The 17,897-nt window shown below is 60.6% G+C and carries 21 protein-coding genes and 1 tRNA gene; 14 read left to right on the top strand and 8 right to left on the bottom strand.

Annotated features, from left to right (window positions below):
- Positions 1 to 83: 83 nt before the first annotated feature.
- From U5K31_08590 to U5K31_08580, 3 genes are all read left to right on the top strand, one after another.
- A tRNA-Arg gene (locus U5K31_08590) sits at positions 84 to 157 on the top strand.
- A 165-nt stretch (positions 158 to 322) separates the two neighbouring features.
- Entirely contained in the window at positions 323 to 982 is a 660-nt protein-coding gene (locus U5K31_08585) for a hypothetical protein (GenBank protein MDZ7772779.1), read from the top strand.
- A gap of 145 nt (positions 983 to 1,127) precedes the next feature.
- Positions 1,128 to 2,510, top strand: a complete 1,383-nt coding sequence (locus tag U5K31_08580) for a hypothetical protein (GenBank protein MDZ7772778.1) — start codon at positions 1,128 to 1,130, stop codon at positions 2,508 to 2,510.
- Between the two features lie 44 nt (positions 2,511 to 2,554).
- Here the strand turns inward: U5K31_08580 and U5K31_08575 are convergent, their stop codons facing one another.
- Positions 2,555 to 2,761, bottom strand: coding sequence for an amidohydrolase family protein (locus U5K31_08575; GenBank protein MDZ7772777.1), 207 nt, complete (start codon positions 2,759 to 2,761; stop codon positions 2,555 to 2,557).
- A gap of 215 nt (positions 2,762 to 2,976) precedes the next feature.
- Between U5K31_08575 and U5K31_08570 the strand changes: the two genes are divergently transcribed.
- Positions 2,977 to 3,144 (top strand): DUF1508 domain-containing protein, encoded by a 168-nt coding sequence (locus U5K31_08570; GenBank protein MDZ7772776.1) that lies wholly within the window; start codon positions 2,977 to 2,979, stop codon positions 3,142 to 3,144.
- Between the two features lie 10 nt (positions 3,145 to 3,154).
- On the opposite strand, the gene U5K31_08565 is transcribed toward U5K31_08570, so the two are convergent.
- The gene (locus U5K31_08565; GenBank protein MDZ7772775.1) at positions 3,155 to 3,577 is read right to left on the bottom strand and encodes a DoxX family protein; all 423 of its coding nucleotides are present in this window, start codon (positions 3,575 to 3,577) and stop codon (positions 3,155 to 3,157) included.
- A gap of 217 nt (positions 3,578 to 3,794) precedes the next feature.
- Here U5K31_08565 and U5K31_08560 point away from each other — a divergent pair, with 217 nt between their 5' ends.
- The 3 genes from U5K31_08560 (at position 3,795) to U5K31_08550 (ending at position 6,183) form a co-directional block, all read left to right on the top strand.
- Positions 3,795 to 4,340: a YceI family protein gene (locus tag U5K31_08560; protein MDZ7772774.1), complete on the top strand. Its 546-nt coding sequence runs from the start codon at positions 3,795 to 3,797 to the stop codon at positions 4,338 to 4,340.
- Positions 4,341 to 4,504: 164 nt separating this feature from the next.
- Positions 4,505 to 5,287, top strand: a complete 783-nt coding sequence (locus U5K31_08555; GenBank protein MDZ7772773.1) for a DUF432 domain-containing protein — start codon at positions 4,505 to 4,507, stop codon at positions 5,285 to 5,287.
- A gap of 8 nt (positions 5,288 to 5,295) precedes the next feature.
- Positions 5,296 to 6,183: a mechanosensitive ion channel family protein gene (locus U5K31_08550; protein MDZ7772772.1), complete on the top strand. Its 888-nt coding sequence runs from the start codon at positions 5,296 to 5,298 to the stop codon at positions 6,181 to 6,183.
- Between the two features lie 28 nt (positions 6,184 to 6,211).
- Here the strand turns inward: U5K31_08550 and U5K31_08545 are convergent, their stop codons facing one another.
- Complete coding sequence (locus tag U5K31_08545) at positions 6,212 to 7,387, bottom strand: histidine kinase dimerization/phosphoacceptor domain -containing protein (protein MDZ7772771.1); 1,176 nt, start codon at positions 7,385 to 7,387, stop codon at positions 6,212 to 6,214.
- A gap of 187 nt (positions 7,388 to 7,574) precedes the next feature.
- Between U5K31_08545 and U5K31_08540 the strand changes: the two genes are divergently transcribed.
- Both U5K31_08540 and U5K31_08535 read left to right on the top strand, forming a co-directional pair.
- Positions 7,575 to 7,787, top strand: a complete 213-nt coding sequence (locus U5K31_08540) for a hypothetical protein (protein ID MDZ7772770.1) — start codon at positions 7,575 to 7,577, stop codon at positions 7,785 to 7,787.
- A 60-nt stretch (positions 7,788 to 7,847) separates the two neighbouring features.
- A complete protein-coding gene (locus U5K31_08535) occupies positions 7,848 to 7,991 on the top strand; it encodes a hypothetical protein (protein MDZ7772769.1) in 144 nt (47 codons plus the stop codon).
- 19 nt (positions 7,992 to 8,010) lie between these two features.
- Here the strand turns inward: U5K31_08535 and htpX are convergent, their stop codons facing one another.
- Positions 8,011 to 8,883, bottom strand: coding sequence for a zinc metalloprotease HtpX (gene htpX, locus U5K31_08530; protein MDZ7772768.1), 873 nt, complete (start codon positions 8,881 to 8,883; stop codon positions 8,011 to 8,013).
- A gap of 187 nt (positions 8,884 to 9,070) precedes the next feature.
- Here htpX and U5K31_08525 point away from each other — a divergent pair, with 187 nt between their 5' ends.
- The 4 genes from U5K31_08525 (at position 9,071) to U5K31_08510 (ending at position 13,344) form a co-directional block, all read left to right on the top strand.
- Positions 9,071 to 9,418, top strand: coding sequence for a rhodanese-like domain-containing protein (locus tag U5K31_08525; protein MDZ7772767.1), 348 nt, complete (start codon positions 9,071 to 9,073; stop codon positions 9,416 to 9,418).
- A gap of 119 nt (positions 9,419 to 9,537) precedes the next feature.
- Positions 9,538 to 10,992, top strand: coding sequence for a pyridoxal-dependent decarboxylase (locus tag U5K31_08520; GenBank protein ID MDZ7772766.1), 1,455 nt, complete (start codon positions 9,538 to 9,540; stop codon positions 10,990 to 10,992).
- Between the two features lie 101 nt (positions 10,993 to 11,093).
- Positions 11,094 to 12,470: a nodulation protein NfeD gene (locus U5K31_08515; protein ID MDZ7772765.1), complete on the top strand. Its 1,377-nt coding sequence runs from the start codon at positions 11,094 to 11,096 to the stop codon at positions 12,468 to 12,470.
- Between the two features lie 37 nt (positions 12,471 to 12,507).
- Positions 12,508 to 13,344 carry a slipin family protein gene (locus U5K31_08510; GenBank protein MDZ7772764.1) on the top strand — a complete coding sequence of 279 codons (837 nt, stop codon included), beginning with the start codon at positions 12,508 to 12,510 and terminating at the stop codon, positions 13,342 to 13,344.
- A gap of 10 nt (positions 13,345 to 13,354) precedes the next feature.
- Here U5K31_08510 and U5K31_08505 read toward each other — a convergent pair whose 3' ends face one another.
- The 4 genes from U5K31_08505 to U5K31_08490 all read right to left on the bottom strand — a co-directional run bounded on the left by U5K31_08505 (position 13,355) and on the right by U5K31_08490 (position 16,333).
- Entirely contained in the window at positions 13,355 to 14,071 is a 717-nt protein-coding gene (locus U5K31_08505) for a hypothetical protein (GenBank protein MDZ7772763.1), read from the bottom strand.
- An 87-nt stretch (positions 14,072 to 14,158) separates the two neighbouring features.
- Complete coding sequence (locus U5K31_08500) at positions 14,159 to 14,950, bottom strand: DUF4097 family beta strand repeat-containing protein (GenBank protein MDZ7772762.1); 792 nt, start codon at positions 14,948 to 14,950, stop codon at positions 14,159 to 14,161.
- A gap of 71 nt (positions 14,951 to 15,021) precedes the next feature.
- A complete protein-coding gene (locus U5K31_08495) occupies positions 15,022 to 15,828 on the bottom strand; it encodes a HEAT repeat domain-containing protein (GenBank protein MDZ7772761.1) in 807 nt (268 codons plus the stop codon).
- Positions 15,809 to 16,333, bottom strand: a complete 525-nt coding sequence (locus U5K31_08490; GenBank protein ID MDZ7772760.1) for a sigma-70 family RNA polymerase sigma factor — start codon at positions 16,331 to 16,333, stop codon at positions 15,809 to 15,811. The genes U5K31_08495 and U5K31_08490 overlap by 20 nt, the downstream gene beginning before the upstream one ends.
- A gap of 209 nt (positions 16,334 to 16,542) precedes the next feature.
- On the opposite strand from U5K31_08490, the gene U5K31_08485 reads away from it, so the two are divergent.
- Positions 16,543 to 17,880 carry an efflux RND transporter periplasmic adaptor subunit gene (locus U5K31_08485; protein MDZ7772759.1) on the top strand — a complete coding sequence of 446 codons (1,338 nt, stop codon included), beginning with the start codon at positions 16,543 to 16,545 and terminating at the stop codon, positions 17,878 to 17,880.
- Positions 17,881 to 17,897 lie beyond the last annotated feature (17 nt).

Genomic DNA, 17,897 nt, shown 5'->3' with positions numbered 1-17,897 from the left:
GGGGCAGCCATGCGCCGGGGTGTGAAAAGAAAGGGGGCGGGCTTGTCTTTTACGGGGCAGAGCGGGATATTTAGATTCTCACTGCGCCCGTAGCTCAGCTGGATAGAGCGTCGGCCTCCGGAGCCGAAGGTCAGAGGTTCGAATCCTCTCGGGCGTACTTAATTCATCTGCCCCCCCTACCCGGCACACGATCCGCCCCCGCCCGGCGTGCATCTCCCCTCACGGCCTCCCCGCTGTATTCCTCCAACTTGCATTCCATGTTTTCTGTAGAGACCTTAAATAGAGCATTTAAAATACCTTAGGGAACGAGAGTGAATATCCTATGACGATTACAACTGACGACCGCAAGTACCGCTCCATCATCCTTCAAACGTTCAGCCTGCTCCTTGTCCTGGCGCTGACTGCCCTGCCGGCACAAGCCCAGATGCAGGGACAGGGCGACAGTGACGATGTCACTCTCACCCTCATTCCGAGGGCCGGCGTATCGGTGCCCGGGGTTGCCGGCTTTGGAGATATCTTCACCCAAGTGGGCGAGGTCTTCCAGGGAGGACCCACCTCGATCAGCGGGGGACTCAGCCTGGGGTACGAATCGCGGGAGCGGGTCCTCAACGGGCGCCTGACGGGCATCTACCGCAGAAAGACGACCATCCCCACCTTTACGGGTTCGACCAAAGCCGATATTTCCTATACTGCGATCACCGCCGACCTGGTGGTGCGTCCTCTCTCCGGCATCGTCGTACAGCCTTACCTGATCGCCGGAGTCGGCGCCCACAAGCTGGCCTACTACGGCAGCCAGTCGGCCGCCATCAGCAGCGACTGGGAGCTGGCCGTGCAGACGGGACTGGGTCTTGACGTACAGCTCCATGAGAGCGGCTATTTTCTGGGCGTGGAGCTGCTGGACTACCTAGCCAACGTGGCTGACGACGCCGACATCGGACACAGCGCCTTCCTGACCGTCACGGTGGGCATACCGCTGTTCTAAGGAGACACCCCCGGGTGTGAAAGCCCGGTTTTACACAGGTTTGACACACTCCCCTCTCTTTTTACACCTTGTATGGGCTATTTCATCGAAATACCTGTTTGACAAAAATACCCAAGGCAAATTCAAATCAGGAGGGATCGAGATCATGAGCACTCCTTTCACAGGATTCATGCTTGGAATAGATGGTACAACGGATGCCTGGAACCTGATGACGCGTGTGGCCGGTAGGGGGGTACTCCTGCTGGTCCTGTTTACCGCACTGGCCTCCTGCGAACTTATCGAGGAACAGAACGAAGAAGAGGAGGACGGGGAAGACCTGCTTTCGCTGAACCAGGAAGCCCCGCCGACCCTGAACGAGAAGTTCGGGTCTGTAGCGGAACAGGTGCCCGGCTTCGCGGGCTTCTATCTTGACGAAGACGGCCGCCCCACCGTTTCCATGGCTGCCCCTGCGTCCGACTGGGATTCCTCCAGCGTCGAGAACACCCTGAAAGAGGTTTTCGGCGATGATATACTGCAGCGCGGCGACAGCGAGCACCGCGAGCTCACCGGCACGGAACTGAAGTTCAGAGAAGCCGCCTACCGCATGGAAAACCTGACCGCCTGGTACGAGGGCCTGCAGCGGGTCTTTGAGGTTAAAGAGGTAGTCTTCACCGACCTGGATGAGGCCGAGAACCGGCTGGTGGTGGGGCTTACGAGCATGGAGGCCTCCTCCGATGTAGAAGGCATCATCGAAGAGGAGGAAATCCCGAGGGAAGCCGTCCTCCTCGTGGAAGAAGAGCGGCCTGAAGCACAGGGCCACGGATTGCGAGGCAGCTTCAGTCCCATTCGGGGAGGCATCGAACACGGCTACAATATATCGGGTACTACCTGGAGCACCTGCACCATCGGAATCATGATCGGTTATGACGGCGACGTGGGATACCTGACCAACTCGCACTGCACACCCAACCGGGGAAGCATCACAAGCAAGTCCTTTGCCAACCCTATCGGCGGTACGACCATAGGCTCCGAACACACCGACCCCAACTATCAAACATGCGGCTTTTTCAACAACTCAGCCTGCCGCCAGAGCGATGCCGCCTTCATCGAACTTACGGGAGGTTCCAGCGCCATGAGTGCCATCGCCCGCCCGGATGGCTGGAACTTCGGTTCCTCAGGCTCCTCCACCCTGCAAATCGATCACGGCAATCCCACCCTGGATGTGCAGGGGGCCCAGAGACACCCGGTCTCCGGTGAGATCGTGGATAAAATCGGGCGCACCACTGGGTGGACCTACGGAGATGTGAACCGGACCTGCTACAATACCACGGTAAACGACCCCAGTGGGGGCAGGGTCCAGGTGAACGGCAACATCCTGCGCTACCGGTGCCAGTACAGCGCGAACTACAACTCCAACGGAGGAGACAGCGGGAGCCCGGTATTCGACTGGAAAGGCGATAGCGGTACCATCACCGGCTTGAACTGGGGTTCGCGTGGTAACGGTGACGGTATCTTCAGTCCCTACGGCGGAATCCTGCGCGACTTTTAGGAAATACTTCCCTGCTCCGAAATCAGCTTTTCGTCCACAAGCGGTCACTTCCGCTCGTAAACCACTTTCCCGCCCACGATAGTGGTAACGGCCTCCGTATCGGGAAGTTCGGCCGGATCGATCTGAGAAATATCTCGCGAGAGCACCACCAGGTCGGCCCGCGGGGACCCCTCGCCCCCGCATCCCGCCAGAAGTGCCGCCATCGCCAGGCAGAGCGCGCCCAGCATTCCCTTGCCCGTCCATGGTTTCACAAAGCCTGTCCAATCCATCCTGTATCCCCTTTTTATGATCCGATTGACCTTGGCAAGGTAGCATCTTTTACCAATTTTGCCCAACCTGCGGGCACCATGACGCCCTGCAATAAGGAGGGCAAACATTTTGTTAGGTCCAATTTCGTGTTATTTTAAGGCCTGCAGACCGAATCATCCGCAGAAGATCCCAGAAACACGAATTAAGGAGTATACCGATGCCCAAGTGCGAGATTTACAAGGATATGAAAGACGAATGGAGATGGCGCCTGACAAGCAAGAACGGCGACATCGAGGATCACTCCTCCCAGGGCTTCGAAACCCGCGAGGAGTGTGAGAAAGACGGCAAGGAAAACGGCAGCTGTACCAGCTACAAGCGGGTATGAGCCTTCCCCGCTAGCTCTTTTCCCGCGACATCATGCCGTCCAGTGAATAGGAGCCGCCTCCCGTAAACAGCAGGAACGTAAATACGATCAGGAAGAAGAGCGGCAGCTCCATCCGTCCCCATCCGTCCTCCCAGTGCACGATGAAGGTGATGACCGCCGTGTTGATGACCAGCGGAATGGCAGCCAGGCGGGTCCACAGGCCCACCGCTATGAGCAGGGAACAGATGCCCTCGGCAAAGGCCACCAGCACCTTGGAAAGTCCCGCGCCCAGGCCAATGGGATCCATGAATCCCATATTGCCTTCCAGCACGCCGGAGAGTTTTCCATAGCCGTGGGTAAAGATCAGAATACCTGCACCCACACGCAGCAAGAGTAGGGCGGTATCGAGGCTTACGATGGCGTCGGGTTTGAGAGAACGCAGCTTGTCAAGCATGGCAGTTGGTTTGTTTGGGGTTATTCGCTAGCAGAACATGCAAACCGCCCCCCTACCATTCCGCAGCTTACCTTTTTTTACAAAAGCGCAGGCGGGATCCGGCATAGCCGGCGGCAATGACGCCCATAGGAACATTCTATTGGCGTGGGGAACGTGCTGTTCTTATAATTGATTCAACATTAAACAATTGAACATTCAATCCCAAAAACTTTACATCATGGATACCGCAACCGACACCCAGACAAAGTGGAAGATTGACCAGTCCCATTCCGAAATTCAGTTCAAGGTCAAGCACTTGGTGATCTCAACAGTCACCGGCAAGTTTACCTCATTCGACGCCGAGGCCGAATCGTCCGAAGACAGCTTCGAAAATGCCGAGGTATACTTCGAGGCCGACGTCGACAGCGTGGACACCGGCAACGAGGACCGCGACCAGCACCTTAAGTCGGACGACTTTTTCAACGCTGAAGAGCATCCGAAACTGACCTTTCGCTCCACCTCCATGGAGAATACGGGCGAGAATGAATACCGCCTGACAGGCGACCTTACCATCCGGGGAACCACCAACGAAATCACCCTGGACGTGAACCATGGAGGAACAGTAGAGGACCCCTACGGCAACACCAAGGCCGGATTTGAACTCTCCGGTACCCTGAACCGCAAGGACTACGGCCTACAATGGGACGCCGTGACCGAAGCGGGCAACGTGGTGGTCGGCGACAAGGTAAAACTGATACTGAACGTTCAGTTTATACAAGGCTGAACCGCCCATTCATGATCCCTGAAATGGCTGCCCGGGTGACGCACGGGCAGCCATTTTTATTGGTGTGACCGGCCGCCCACACGGCCGCGGGCGGAGGACATGTACTTTTGGACGGCAACCTCTTATTTTCCCTTGACACGGAAACACAGATACCAACAGGCCGTATGTCTAATTCATTCTGGGGCGAACTGCCGCTGGAGGAGGACCGCAAGGTGCGCCACCTCTCCATCGGAAACCTCCATATATGGTACCAGCGACGGAAGGACGAAATCTGGATTGACCATCGCTACGAGGGCGATGCCGCCCTGCCGGAGAACGGCGAGCCCCCTGACGACCTGGAATGGTCGCGCTGGGCGGTCTCCGCGCCTTCCCGGACCCTGCACCTCTCCCCCGCCTTTCCCGATCTGCCGGTAGTGGTGGCCTCGGAATACCCTCTCAAAATCACGCCCGGAACCACGATCGAAATCTATACCCGCATTCCCGTCTGGGTGCGCATTACGCTGGGAGCCGGAGGGCACCAGCTGATCGAGCTGCCGACAATTCGACTTTCCAAAACGTGGTTCGGCACCCCGCTGGAGGGGGAACTCTGCTATTGGTCCACCACGCTGGCGCGACGCAGCCTGGAGGAGGTGCGGTTCAAGCCTCACGTGGCCAACTGTCCCATTCGCATCTCTAACGGAGCCGAGGAGGATCTGGACTTCGATAAAATCTGCTTCCGGGTGGAACGTCTCAAGATCTTCGACATGGACGGACAGCTTTGGTCCGACGAGGCCCGGATCAGCTACCAGGGAGCCGAGCTTAACAGCGACATCGTGGTGTCGGGCCGCCTGCCGGAAGACATGCCGAAGGGCGTTCTGCTCGCCGAGCCCCGTAGACCGGTGCAGCGCAGTCTGGCAACACGCACCTTCAGGAAAATCATCGACCACAATACCTACTTCGGAAGATAACGCCCTCCATGGATACCTTTGACTACCTTATATCACCGGATTTCCTGGCCCTTCTGGCCCGACTAGCCCTGCTACTGGCGGTCAGCCTGCCGGCGCTGGCCCTGATTCGCCGATCGGCCCGCGCCTTCTGCTCCCGTAAGTACTCCCCCCACTACGGCATGCTGGCCGGCAAGGTGGTCTGGTATACCGGACTCACCCTCATCGCAATAACTGTCATGAGTCAGCTGGGTATCAGCCTGGCGCCCATGCTGGGCGCCGCGGGCATCGTGGGCATTGCGCTGGGTTTCGCCTCGCAGACCAGCGTTTCCAACATCATCAGCGGGATGTTTCTCATCGCCGAACAGCCTTTCAAGGTGGACGATATCATAACGGTCAACAATCAGACGGGAATCGTGCTCTCCATCGACGTGCTCTCGGTGAAACTCCGCACCTTCGACAACCAGTTTGTTCGCATTCCCAACGAAACCATTATCAAGACCGAGGTGATCAACCTGACCCGTTTTCCCATCCGGCGCTTCAGCGCCAAGGTGTCGGTGGCCTATAAGGAAGACATAGGGCGGGTGCGCGATGTGCTCATGGATGTGGCGGAGAAAAATGACTTCGCCCTGAGCGAACCCGAACCCCACATCCTCTTCGACACCTTCGGCGCCTCCTCCATCGACCTGTTCCTGCGGGTTTGGGCGCCGAGCGAGGATTACCTGCTGCTGAGAAACAGCATACAGGAAGAGGTGAAGGCACGCTTTGACGAGGAGGGCATTGAAATTCCCTTCCCCCACGTCTCCCTCTACAGCGGGGCGGCCACCCGGGCGCTCCCCATCCAGCTGGTGCAGCCGCAGGGCAATGATGCGGAAGAGGCGGGCCGGCCGCGGCCCACGCCGTCCGACCCGGGCGACTGAGCCGTGTGGCCACGCAGGACGGCTTCGTTCAGCCGGGAAAAGTGATGGTGAAACGCGTGCCCTCGTCCACTTCCACATCCATGTCGCCGTTGAGCTGGTTTACAAGGGTATGAACCAGGAACAGCCCGAGGGAGCACGCATGCTCCAGGTTGTCCAGCACCCCGTCGGGGATGCCGGGCCCGTTGTCGCCTATCACCATGCGGTAGTGGTCTCCTTCCTTAGAAAAACTTATTTCCAGCAGGCCAGGCTCTTCGTCCTCTCCACGGGAAGCGTATTTGAAGGCGTTGCTCACCAGTTCATGCAGGATAAGCGCGAAGGGCACCGCCGTATTCATATCCAGCTGCATGTCTCCGCCCTCCACCTTCACCTGCATCCCCTTTCCGACAAGATCCAGGTCCGACCGGATGTACGCCACCAGCTCCTCCACGCACTCTACAGGGTCGATGCTGGAAAAGGTGCGGTTCTTGTAGAGCATCTCATGTACGATACCCATGGAATTGATGCGGCTCCTGCTCTGCCGCAGCAGGTTGCTTGCCGTGCGGTCGCCGGAGCGCTCCTCCTGCAGGTAGAGCAGCCCCGAAATAACGGCAAGGTTGTTTTTCACCCGGTGGTGGATTTCGCCCAGCATGACGTCTTTTTCCCTTAGCGACTCCTGGATTCGTTTCTCAAAACGCTTGCGCTCGGTGATGTCGTGTACGATACCGTCGATGTAGATGCGTCCGTCGACCTCCACCAGGATGGAGTTTTCCAGGCCCCAGAATTCGCTGCCGTCCCGGCGCCGAAAACGCACCTCCGCGTTGCTGATGCGCCCCTTTTCGCGCATCTCCTTGACCAGGTCCCAGCGCTCCTCGCTCTCAGCGTAGAACTTTTCGGGCTGCGTGTTCAGGACCTCCTCCTTCGATTGGTACCCGAACATCTTCAGGAAGGCGTCGTTGACGTAGATCAGGCCTTCTTCCGGCGTGCTGCGCAGTACGGCCTCCTGTACGTTGCGCGTGATGGAGTCTAGAAGGGATCGGTATGCATCGGATGTATTCCCCTCAAAGGTTGCGGGCGCGTCCCGGCGCAACTTTTCCACCCAGCGCTCCACCCTCCCGGGCTCAACATCCAGTTCGGCGGCCACCTCCCCGGCCGGCGTTCCTGCGATCACCCGCAGGGCCGCCTTCGCCTTGGTCGCAGCATCCGTCATACGAGGTTTGTCGCTCATACAGAAATGGTAAGGTCTATCGTTGCAAAGGCCTACTATACAAAGAATTATGGACATTTACCCATCATCTCACGTACCCCGCAGCACCGCCTGTGCCGGAAATGAAAGCCGGGCGAGTACCGGTTCAATTCGTCGCGGGCAGTCCTTATCTTGGGTGGTCTTAAACACTCACCGCATCCGCAGCCCCATGGCTTCCGAAATCGATTCCTACAAGCTGGGTTCCATCCAGGTAACCATCGAGGAGACCGACCATCCCGAAAAGCTGCGGGTAACCTGCAATGACGGTACCTTCCGCTCCGAATTCACCGTAAAGAAGTACGAGTACCGCAACTACAAGCGACACATGAACCAGCGTATCACCAGTGCCTACAAGGAGCAATACCAGGAAGGAGAAAAATAACGGTACGACCTGCCTGTCGACTCCCTTCCAAGGGTTGAGGAGGGGGAATTCAACACCATCATGCCCTGGCAGATGTATGCCGGCATGAACGAGGAGGATCTGGGAGCTATCTACGTATACCTGAAAAGCATCGAGCCGGTGGACAACACCGTGGTTCGCTTCACCCCGCCCGCCCAGGGATTGTCGACCTCCGCAGAAAACTGAAATCCGCGGTCTGTCGAAACTAGCCGCCGGTGGGATAGATCCCGGTGCGGGCAAACTCCCGGAGAGCTTCCACCCGTTCCTCCGTGGGCGGGTGAGAGGAGAACAGGCTCATGATACCTTTGCCGCTGAAGGGGTTTACGGGAAACATATGGGAGGTGGAGCGCATGGCGGTGTCGGACACCTTCATGGGGATCTGCCGGGCCGCATCTTCGATACGCTCCAGCGCCGAGGCCAGACTCTGCGGTTTGCCACAGATTTCAGCTCCCACCCGGTCGGCCTCGTACTCGCGTGTGCGGCTGATCGCCGCCTGCAGCATGGTCGCTGCGATGGGGGCGGTTATCAGCACCAGCAGAGCTACCAGGGGATTGGATCCGCGGTCGCTGCTGCCGCCCAATGGTATGAAATAGGCCATCTGCGCCAGCATAGTGAGGGCGCTCACCACCGTAGTCACCATGGTCTGGATCAGGATATCGCGGTTCTTGATATGAGCCAGCTCATGGGCGATCACCCCGCGAAGCTGTTCGCGGTCGAGCGCCTCCAGGATACCCTGCGTTACCGCTATCGCCGAATGTTCGGGATTGCGTCCCGTGGCAAAGGCGTTGGGCTGGCGCTGGGGAATCACGTAGAGTGTAGGTATTGGAAGGTCCGCCTGCGTGCAGAGTTCCTCCACCATGCGGTATAGATCGGCATGTTTGCTGCGGTCGGCCTCCTCCGCCTTGTACATGCGCAGCACCATCTTGTCCGATTTCCAGTAACTGAAAAAGTTCATGCCCATGGCCAGCACAAAAGCCATAATCAGTCCGGTGGACCCTCCAAGGATCTGGCCGACCAGCATGAAGAGCACGGCCACGAGGGTCATCAGAAATACGGTTCTCAGGGAATTCCTGTTCATCGGTAGGAGATGGGTTGGTTTTGAGAATATTGCGCGGCGCCGCGGCTGTTCCGTCCCGCTGCGCCCTGCCTGTATAACGTACAAAGCCGGGGTAAAGTTTTGTCCCGGAGGCCTGGAATGTAACCATTCGCCCGCCTGTTTAACAGGACCATGCGGGAACACTTTTCAACTCCAAAAAACTCGTCTTATGGTCGATACCGTAGAACACATCGAAGCGGACGAACTGAACGAATTGCTGGGAGACAACCGGAACCGGCCGATACTGATCAATACGCTGGGGCGCGAGGCCTACAAGGCCAAACGCATCCCGGGGTCGGTGAACGTTCCGACCGACGACATTGAAGAGATCACGCGGCTGGCGCCGGACAAGAAGCAGCCCATTGTGGTCTACTGCGCCAACGCCGACTGCGAGGCTTCCCTCCAGGCCGCGGAAGCCCTCATCGACATGGGCTACACACGGGTATGGGACTTTGAGGAGGGTCTCGCCGGATGGCGCAGCGCCGGACTTCCCCTTGACGGTAGTGAAGCCGGCTAGACAACGTCTCATAACCACTGCTGAGGCCTTGTGCCTGCCGGGACCGGCTGTACGAGGTTGGTCTCTCTGGACAGCGCGCCTTACCTTTCGCCCCCCCCAACCGCAGCCGACCTCCCGCCATGGAAGAACGCATACGCCAGCTCCAGCATGAAGCCTCACCACTCGAATGCGCCCCGGAGCAGCGCCGGAAGTGGACCGAAGCCGTGACCTCCTATGCAGGAGACTGGCTGGACCGCCTGCCGGAGCGCAAGGCCTTCGAGGAGGAAGGGGACGGGACCGGCCTGCTGGAGCTGCCCATTACGGAGCAGGGTACCGGTATGGACCGGCTGCTGGAGCTGATCGACCGCGAGGTCAACCGTCCCGGGCTGAATCCCGCTTCCGGGGGACACATGGGGTATATTCCGGGCGGGGGACTCTACGCCTCGGCCCTGGGCGACTTCCTGGCGGCCGTCACCAACCGCTACGCCGGCGTCTTCTTCTCCTCGCCGGGAGCCGTGCGCATGGAGAACCAGTGCCTGCGCTGGCTCTGCGACCTGATAGGCTACCCCGAGGGGGCCGGGGGCAATCTCACGTCCGGAGGATCAGTGGCCAACCTCATCGCCCTGGTGGCGGCCCGCGACCACGCCGGGCTGCAGGCCGGGGATTTCCCCCGCGCGGTCATTTATACCACCCGCCAGGTGCATCACTGCGCCCTGAAGGCCATCCGCTTTGCCGGTCTGGGCGAATGCACCGTACGCGAGGTCCCCATGGACGCGCGCTTTCGGATGCGGCCCGACGCCCTTCGCAGGCAAGTAGCGGATGACCGGGACGAGGGGTTGCGGCCCCTGATGATATTCGCCTCCGCCGGCACCACCGACCTGGGGGCGGTGGACCCCTTGGAGGCGCTGGCCGGGGTGGCGGACGACCAGGGGCTCTGGTTCCATGTGGACGCCGCCTACGGGGGTGCCTTCCTGCTAACCGATTACGGCCGGGAAGCCATGCGCGGCATCGCTTCCGCGGATTCGGTGATCATTGATCCCCACAAGGGACTCTTTCTGCCCTACGGTTCCGGCGCGCTGCTTGTGCGCGATTCCCGCACCCTCTACGAGTCGCAGCATATGAGTGCCTCCTATATGCGCGATACCCTCAAGAAGACCGACGAGCTCTCCCCGGCCGATCTCTCGCCCGAGCTCTCCCGCCATTTCCGGGGACTGAGGCTGTGGCTGCCCCTGCAGCTGCTGGGCACCGCTCCATTTCGCGCCGCCCTGGAGGAAAAACTGCTGCTGGCCCGCTGGTTTCACCGTGAGATCGGCGGCTGGCAGGAGATGGAGACCGGACCCGAACCGCAGCTCTCGGTCTCCCTCTTCCGCTGGACACCCGAAGGCCTCGATCCCGACGAGGCCAACCGCCGGCTGGTGGACCGCCTCCACGCCGACGGCCGCGTGTTTCTCTCCTCCACCCGGATGGAGGGATCGGTATGGCTGCGCATGGCCGTGCTGCACTACCGCACCCACCACGACACGCTGCGCCGCACCCTTGAAATTCTGCAGGAGACTACGCGCGCCCTGAAGGAGGAAATGGTAGCGGAGTTATAGGGGTTTATCATAGTGGGACCGGACATACGCCGCTCTCATCGCCCGGGCTTGGCAATGCGGGCGGAAAGGCCTTTATTAAAGACCCATACACCCTACCTCTCATGAACACGCGATTTCTCATAGGATGCCTGGCGCTGCTGGGCGCGGCCTGGTTCGCGTCACCCGCGGCGGCCCAGCCCGACAGCACCGCCGCGGACCGCGGGGAGCCCCTCGTCACCGTGATACGCGTAGACGGCACCATCTCCCCTACCGCCGTCAATTACATCACACGGGGGATTTCGGAGGCCCGGCAGGCGGGGGCCCAGTGCCTGGTGGTGGAGTTGGACACGCCCGGCGGGCTGCTTGAGTCGACCAAGGATATCGTTCAGGCCTTCCTGGACTCCGGGGATCTACCGGTCGTGGTCTACGTCTCGCCGGAAGGGGCTTCGGCTGCCAGCGCAGGTACCTTCATCACCATGGCCGCACACATCGCCGCCATGGCGCCGGCCACCAACATCGGGGCGGCCTCCCCGGTGCAGTCGGGTCCGGGCGGGGGCGCCGCCCAGACCGATACGGTGATGCAGAAAAAGATTTTCAACTACTCGGAAAGCTATATCGAGTCCATCGCAAACCGGCGAGACCGCAATGCCGAGTGGGCCATTTCCGCGGTGCGCAGCGGGGAGTCCATCACCGCCGAAGAGGCCGTAGAACGCAACGTGGTGGATCTCATCGCGGCCGACCGACGCGAGCTGCTCGACCTGATCGACGGCCGCGTAGTGGCGGGCGACACCCTGGAGACCGCCGACGCACGGATCACCGAAATCCCCACCAACCTGGCCGAAAACCTGCTCGGCTTTATCCTGCGCCCCGAAGTCATGCTCATCCTCACCATGATCGCCATCTACGGCATCGTGGGCGAGGTAACCAATCCCGGCGCCATCGTACCGGGCATGGCGGGGGTCATCGCCCTTATCCTGGTGCTCTACGCCTCCTCGGCCATGCCCATCAACGTCGCGGGTTACGCCCTCATCGCCCTGGCGGTGGTGCTCTTCGTAGCTGAGTCCTTTACCCCCGCCTTCGGGCTGCTGATCGGGGGCGGCGCCGTATCCTTCTTCCTGGGTGCGCTCATGCTCTTCCAGGACCTGCCCGCCTCCATGGAGCTCTCCTGGGGATGGCTCATACCCGCCACCATCCTCACCACCCTCTTTTTTGTCTGGATCGTCGGGGAGGGGCTTCGCATACAGTTCAGTCCCGACCGCACCGGCAGGGAGTCGATGATTGGCGCTCCCGCCGAGGTGTCCGACGCCATTACCAGCGGAAAGGGACGCGTCTTCCTGAAAGGAGAATACTGGAACGCCGTCAGCGAGGATGAGCTGGCCGAGGGCGAGCGCTGTGTCGTGACCGAGATCCGCGGACTCACGCTGAAAGTGGCGCGTCCCCGTTCGGCGCAGATCGCCGGGGATCACTCCGCCGGAGAACCTGAGAAGGAACGTACCTGAACCCTATTGTTAAACACCAACCCAAGAACCCGTTATTATGGAACCTAGCGGAGATTTAATTAACGCCCTGACATGGATTATCACCATCGCCGTGCTGCTGGCCATCCTGATGCCGCAGATGCTGAAGATCCTCAGGGAGTACGAACGAGCCGTAGTTTTCAGGCTTGGAAAATTTCTTAAAGTCAAGGGACCCGGCCTGATCCTGCTCATTCCCTTCATCGACAAAATTGAGCGGGTGGACCTGCGTGTGCTGACCATCAACGTAGACAAGCAGGAGGTCATCACCAAGGACAATGTGACGGTGAACGTCGATGCCATCACCTTTTTCCGGGTGGTGGATACCGAAAAGGCCGTCATCCAGGTTGAGCGCTATATCCACGCCACCTCCATGCTGGCCCAGACCACACTGCGCAGTATCGTGGGACAGGTGGAGCTGGATGAGCTGCTTGCAAACCGGGAAAAGGTGAACAAGAACATACAGGAGATCATCGACCGGCAGACCGATCCCTGGGGCATCAAGGTGGTGTCGGTGGAGGTGCGCGACGTGGTGCTTCCCGAAAACATGAAGCGTGCCATGGCCCGACAGGCCGAGACCGAACGGGACCGCCGCGCCAAGGTGATCAACGCCCAAGGGGAGTTCCAGGCCGCCGAGCAGCTGGTGGAGGCCGCCAAGATGATGCAGACGGCTCCCGCCGCCCTGCAGCTTCGTTTCCTCCAGACCATGAACGAAGTAGCCGAGGAGAACACATCCTTCGTGTTTATGCCGCTTCCCCTGGAGTTCATGGACGCCTTCAAGAGGATGTCGGAGGGCATCTCCGGCGGGTCGGGCGGCGTGACCGGATCCGGTCCCCTGAGCGGCGGCTCGGAGGAGTAGCGATCGCCGCCTAGGATGCGCGCCGCAGAAAAATGTCCCCGCTGACCGACTCCAGCCGCACCGCGGGGCCGCTGCTCCCGATGCGCGCCTTCAGCTCGTAGCCCACGAGCGGCGGACGGTCCTTGCGGTTCAGGTAGGTGAGGGACTCCAGGTCGGTATAGGCCTCTCCGCTGATCGTTTTCAGCGAGAGCTGTGCGGCCTGCTGCTCGGGCCAGCTAAGGTCTACAAAGCCGCTGATCGACTTCGCCTCGATGGGACCGCGCACCCCCTCCATGAGGATATCCCCGCTGATGGTATCGATAATGATCGGGGCGTCGCGCGGCACATGCACCACGTAGCTGATCCTGCTGCAGACCCAGGCATCCTCCCTGTTGTCACTCCAGTTGTAGGTGGTGTATCCGCGGTCGGGACAGTCGCCGCGGTGGCCCTGCCGCAGCAGTTCGTTGTCGTAGCGGGAATCGATGCGCAGCCCTTCGCCCTCCTCGTCAAAATCCAGCAGCAGCGCCTCGTTAAGGCGTCCCCCGTTGATCTCCACGGTGGCCGTGAAGGAGACCTCGTCGCGGTCCCAGGCGCGTACCGTAATCTCGTTGCCGAATTTCAGTTCCAGCCGGACTTCCTCGCCGGCATCCATTGCAAAGGTTCGTTCCACGGTGCGCTGCTGCGCCGAGGCGGGAAGGACCGCCAGGCAGAACAGGAGCAGCGCCAGGTAGTATTTCGGTGCAGTCATAAGTCCATAGGTTGAATGGAGATGAACACCGGTTGGGCCCTCCCCGGAAGGGGACGGGCCATTCCCGGTAGTGTGGGCGCGTCGGGCCTACTGCCCGGCTCCGCGCAGATAGATATCGCCGCTGATACTTTTGAGACCCACTTCCACCCCTCCACCGCCCAGGGTGGCCTTCATATTGCGTGTGCCGAAGAGGCGCATGCCCTCCTCGCCCTCTTCGCCCTCCACCTGCAGGTCCAGGTTGGTGTAGATCTCCCCGGAGACGGAGCTCAGGTGGAAGTTGGCGGGCGAAGATGGCGGCAGGGTCACGTCGATGAAGCCGCTGACCAGCGAGATGGAGGTGGGGTTGCGCTGGCTCAGCTCACGGAAGACGATCTCCAGGTCGCCGCTGGTGCTGTTGGCGGTAATGGGACCGGTGACGTTGGTGAGGGTCATGTCGCCCGATTTGGAGGCGATTTCTATCTCCCCGTCGTGGTTGCGTATCTCCACGTCGCCTCCGCCCCAGTTCACCTCTTCGATCATGATGCGTACCCGGTTGGGGATCATCAGGCGATAGTCGCCGCCGTCACGGCTGGCCTGGGTGATTTTAAGGGTATTGCCCTCGCGGCTCACCGACAGTCCGATACCGGTGTTGTCTTCGGCCCCGCCGTAGATGGCCTGCAGGCCCTGGGCGCGCTCAGGCGGGGCGTCGTAGTCAAGGTTGCGGATGACCACCTGGTCGCTGTCGTGGCCTTCGATGACCACGTCGCTCTGCGAGACGGCGAACTCGATGGCCAGGTTGGTGTCGTTGCCCAGGTCGTGGGTGTACTCCTGCGCCCGGGCGGGGATGAGAGCCCCCAGGCCCATGGCCAGGAAGAGAATAAGGCGTGCTGTGGTTTTCATGGCTGTATCTGGTCTTTGTTTTGTGTTGTCATATTCATCCGGGTGGCCCCGCTTTGGGCGGGAAAAAATGTTCAGACCCCGTCGCCGCCCTTCAGGGTGGCGATGGCGGCCTCCAGTTCGGGCCGCACCATTTCGCGGGTGTCCGCTTTCATGAGCAGTTTCTGCATTTCGTTGATGGCACCGGTGGCGTTCATCTCCACCAGCATGTCAATGAGCGTGAGCTGCATGACCGGCGACTCCTGCCGGGAGAGGGTGTTGACCAGGGACCGGCGCACCTCGGGCTGCCCGCGGTAGCGGTTCAGCGCCTCGGCGGCTTCCAGGCGCACATTCACGCTCTGGTCGCTGTTCATCACCCAGACAAGAATGTCCCGGATTTCCGGGTCCAGATTCCCGCCCTCGGCGGGCAGCCGTGTGGAGAAATTGATGGCCGATATACGTTCGCTGGCGGAAGTCTGCTGCGGGGAGCCGTAGACCAGCACCTCTTTCATCTGGCTTACCTCCTTCTGCAGGGCCGTCAGCTCGGGGGCACCCGTCCGGTTCACCAGCAGCCCCCCGGCAAAGCCCGCAAGCAGGAGTATGACAGCCGCGGCAGCCCTCAGGCTGCGGCGCAGCCCGTGCTCCGTAAGGCCGGGTAGAAAGGAGATCCCCGCCGTTTCGCACCCCTCCTCACCGAAATCGATGCGGGCGAGGGGATCCAGGGAAGGTTCGCGGACCGCGCGGCCCGCCTCCCCGTAATAATCGAAGAGGTCGCGCCAGGCACGCAGCTCACCGGGCAGGTCCTCGCGGGCCAGAAGCCCGCGCAGCTCGCGCTCCTCCTCAAGGGTGCTTTCACCCTCGGCGTATTTATCCAGCAACTGTTTAATTCGTTCTGTGCTCATAATTCTGATGGTTTTGCCAGGCTTCCCTCACGCTTTTCCGGGCGCGGGAGAGGGTCACCCGTATGTTGTTGACCGTCAGTCCGGTCATATCGGCAATCTCTTCGTATTCGTAGTGCTCGATGTCGCGTAGGTGAAGGATCATGCGCTGCCGGTCGGGCAGCTCCCCCACCAGCCGGTGAATGGTTTCCAACGACTCGCTGATCTCGACGCTGCGCTCAGGAGAGCGCGTTGCGCTGGACAGGCTCATGGTTTCAAGCTCCCGCCCGTCCTGCTTGCGGTTCCGGTAGGATCGCAGCTGGTCCAGGCAGAGGTTTTTGATCATGGTCACCGCCAGCGCCTCCACGCTGTTGTAGGCGGCCAGCTTTCTCCTCATCCTCCAGAGCTTCAGGTAGACCTCCTGCAGGGCGTCTTCCGCATCCTGACGGTCGCGCAGCAGCGAAAGGGCCACCCGGTACAGCTTGTCCCTGGAGGGAATGACCAAATTCTGGAATTCCGTCTTTGTCATGCTGTGGTATAGACGATTGGTCGGCGGTTTCATTACACCCCTTTGGTACGTACCGGATTGCCGGGTGGTGCGAATATTTTTTTTCAATCATCCATCCCTTTTTAAATCATTTAACAAGCGGATGGAAGCGAATTTGGCGAACTTGGGTGTTACCCTTTTTTCACCACCTGCGATATTCCCCTGAACCCCCTTCCATCAATCTATTTTCTATGACAGCCTTCCCGAAATTTCGCTATTTATGGACGCTGCCGGTGGCGCTGGCCTTTCTTGTTTCCTGCGCAGGCGGAGGCGAAGAGACCTCCCAGAATTCCGCCGCCATGGCCGCCTCCAACGTCATTCCCGCCGTTGAGGCCGTACAGGCCCGATACGGCTCCCTGCCCCTCTCCGAGCGGCTCAGCGGCACGGTCATCGCCAACAACCAGGTGGTCCTCTACCCCGAGATCAACGGCCGCATCGCCGAGGTGCTGGTTCAGAACGGAGAGAGCGTCCGTGAGGGCGATCCCCTCGTCCGCCTCGATGACTCCCAGTACCGCGAGCAGGTCGAGCAGGCCCGGTCAGGATTGCGTATCGCCCAAGCCCGGCTCAAGCAGGCCGAAGCACGCCTTCAGGAGCTGGAGGCCCAGTACCGGCGCGTCAAAGCCCTGGCCGACGAAAACCTGAGCAGCCAGCTCGAACTGGAAACTCTCCAGGCCCAGATGGCCTCTGCCGAAGCCGACGTGGATCTGACTCAGGCCCAGCTGGAACAGGCGCAGTCCTCCCTCGCCGAGCAGCAGGAGGTGCTAGCCCGTACGGTGGTCCGCGCGCCTGTCAGCGGCACGCTGGGACAGCGTAACGCCGAGGTGGGCATGCAGGTGAGCAGCGGCACACAGCTTTTCATTATAGGCGACCTGAGCCGCCTGCGTGTGGAGGTGGTGCTCACCGAAAACATGCTCGAGGAGATCGAAACGGGTCAGACCGCCCGCATATACACCGGCGAGGGTGAAAACCTGCAGTCCGTCACGGCCTCCCTCTCGCGCATCTCCCCCTTCCTGCACCCCGTCACCCGGAGCACCGAGGCTGAGATCGACCTTGCCAACCAGCAGGGCAGGTTCCGGCCGGGCATGTTTGTGCCTGTGGATATCCTCTACGGGGAGAGCCGGCAGGCCACCCTGATCCCCACCAGCGCCCTCTTTTCCGATCCCAACACCGGGGAGAACGGCGTCTTCGTGGCACGTTCCCTGGGCTCGGAGGTCGAGCCTGTGGAGGACTACGACCCCAACAGCCCGCCGCCGCTGACCGAACCCGTGGACGTGACCTTCCAACCTGTGGAGATTATCGCCCGCGGCCGCATGGAAGTCGGCATCTCCGGTATCGATCCCGGCAGCTGGGTGGTGACCGTCGGGCAGGACCTGCTCTACGGGGGGCGGGGCACAGCCCGCGTACGTACCGTCACCTGGGAGCGCATTCTGGCCCTGCAGGGACTGCAGCAGCAGGACCTGTTGAACCGCGTGCTTCGCGAACAGCGGCAGGCCGGCGATTCCGTCGACCAGGCCAACTCCACCCTGTAACCTCACGTCTCCACCGC

Source organism: Balneolaceae bacterium, assembly GCA_034521445.1.
Lineage (GTDB): Bacteria > Bacteroidota > Rhodothermia > Balneolales > Balneolaceae > JAXHMM01.
Note: the sequence above shows the minus strand (reverse complement) of the source record. Positions and strands in the feature narration are given on the sequence as shown.

Excerpts from the sequence above, each read along its gene's own strand:
- U5K31_08585 (MDZ7772779.1), top strand. The coding sequence starts at position 323 with ATGACGATTACAACTGACGACCGCAAGTACCGCTCCATCATCCTTCAA.
- U5K31_08580 (MDZ7772778.1), top strand. The coding sequence starts at position 1,128 with ATGAGCACTCCTTTCACAGGATTCATGCTTGGAATAGATGGTACAACG.
- U5K31_08570 (MDZ7772776.1), top strand. The coding sequence starts at position 2,977 with ATGCCCAAGTGCGAGATTTACAAGGATATGAAAGACGAATGGAGATGG.
- U5K31_08565 (MDZ7772775.1), bottom strand. The coding sequence starts at position 3,577 with ATGCTTGACAAGCTGCGTTCTCTCAAACCCGACGCCATCGTAAGCCTC.
- U5K31_08560 (MDZ7772774.1), top strand. The coding sequence starts at position 3,795 with ATGGATACCGCAACCGACACCCAGACAAAGTGGAAGATTGACCAGTCC.
- U5K31_08555 (MDZ7772773.1), top strand. The coding sequence starts at position 4,505 with ATGTCTAATTCATTCTGGGGCGAACTGCCGCTGGAGGAGGACCGCAAG.
- U5K31_08550 (MDZ7772772.1), top strand. The coding sequence starts at position 5,296 with ATGGATACCTTTGACTACCTTATATCACCGGATTTCCTGGCCCTTCTG.
- U5K31_08545 (MDZ7772771.1), bottom strand. The coding sequence starts at position 7,387 with ATGAGCGACAAACCTCGTATGACGGATGCTGCGACCAAGGCGAAGGCG.
- U5K31_08540 (MDZ7772770.1), top strand. The coding sequence starts at position 7,575 with ATGGCTTCCGAAATCGATTCCTACAAGCTGGGTTCCATCCAGGTAACC.
- U5K31_08535 (MDZ7772769.1), top strand. The coding sequence starts at position 7,848 with ATGCCCTGGCAGATGTATGCCGGCATGAACGAGGAGGATCTGGGAGCT.
- htpX (MDZ7772768.1), bottom strand. The coding sequence starts at position 8,883 with ATGAACAGGAATTCCCTGAGAACCGTATTTCTGATGACCCTCGTGGCC.
- U5K31_08525 (MDZ7772767.1), top strand. The coding sequence starts at position 9,071 with ATGGTCGATACCGTAGAACACATCGAAGCGGACGAACTGAACGAATTG.
- U5K31_08520 (MDZ7772766.1), top strand. The coding sequence starts at position 9,538 with ATGGAAGAACGCATACGCCAGCTCCAGCATGAAGCCTCACCACTCGAA.
- U5K31_08515 (MDZ7772765.1), top strand. The coding sequence starts at position 11,094 with ATGAACACGCGATTTCTCATAGGATGCCTGGCGCTGCTGGGCGCGGCC.
- U5K31_08510 (MDZ7772764.1), top strand. The coding sequence starts at position 12,508 with ATGGAACCTAGCGGAGATTTAATTAACGCCCTGACATGGATTATCACC.
- U5K31_08505 (MDZ7772763.1), bottom strand. The coding sequence starts at position 14,071 with ATGACTGCACCGAAATACTACCTGGCGCTGCTCCTGTTCTGCCTGGCG.
- U5K31_08500 (MDZ7772762.1), bottom strand. The coding sequence starts at position 14,950 with ATGAAAACCACAGCACGCCTTATTCTCTTCCTGGCCATGGGCCTGGGG.
- U5K31_08495 (MDZ7772761.1), bottom strand. The coding sequence starts at position 15,828 with ATGAGCACAGAACGAATTAAACAGTTGCTGGATAAATACGCCGAGGGT.
- U5K31_08490 (MDZ7772760.1), bottom strand. The coding sequence starts at position 16,333 with ATGACAAAGACGGAATTCCAGAATTTGGTCATTCCCTCCAGGGACAAG.
- U5K31_08485 (MDZ7772759.1), top strand. The coding sequence starts at position 16,543 with ATGACAGCCTTCCCGAAATTTCGCTATTTATGGACGCTGCCGGTGGCG.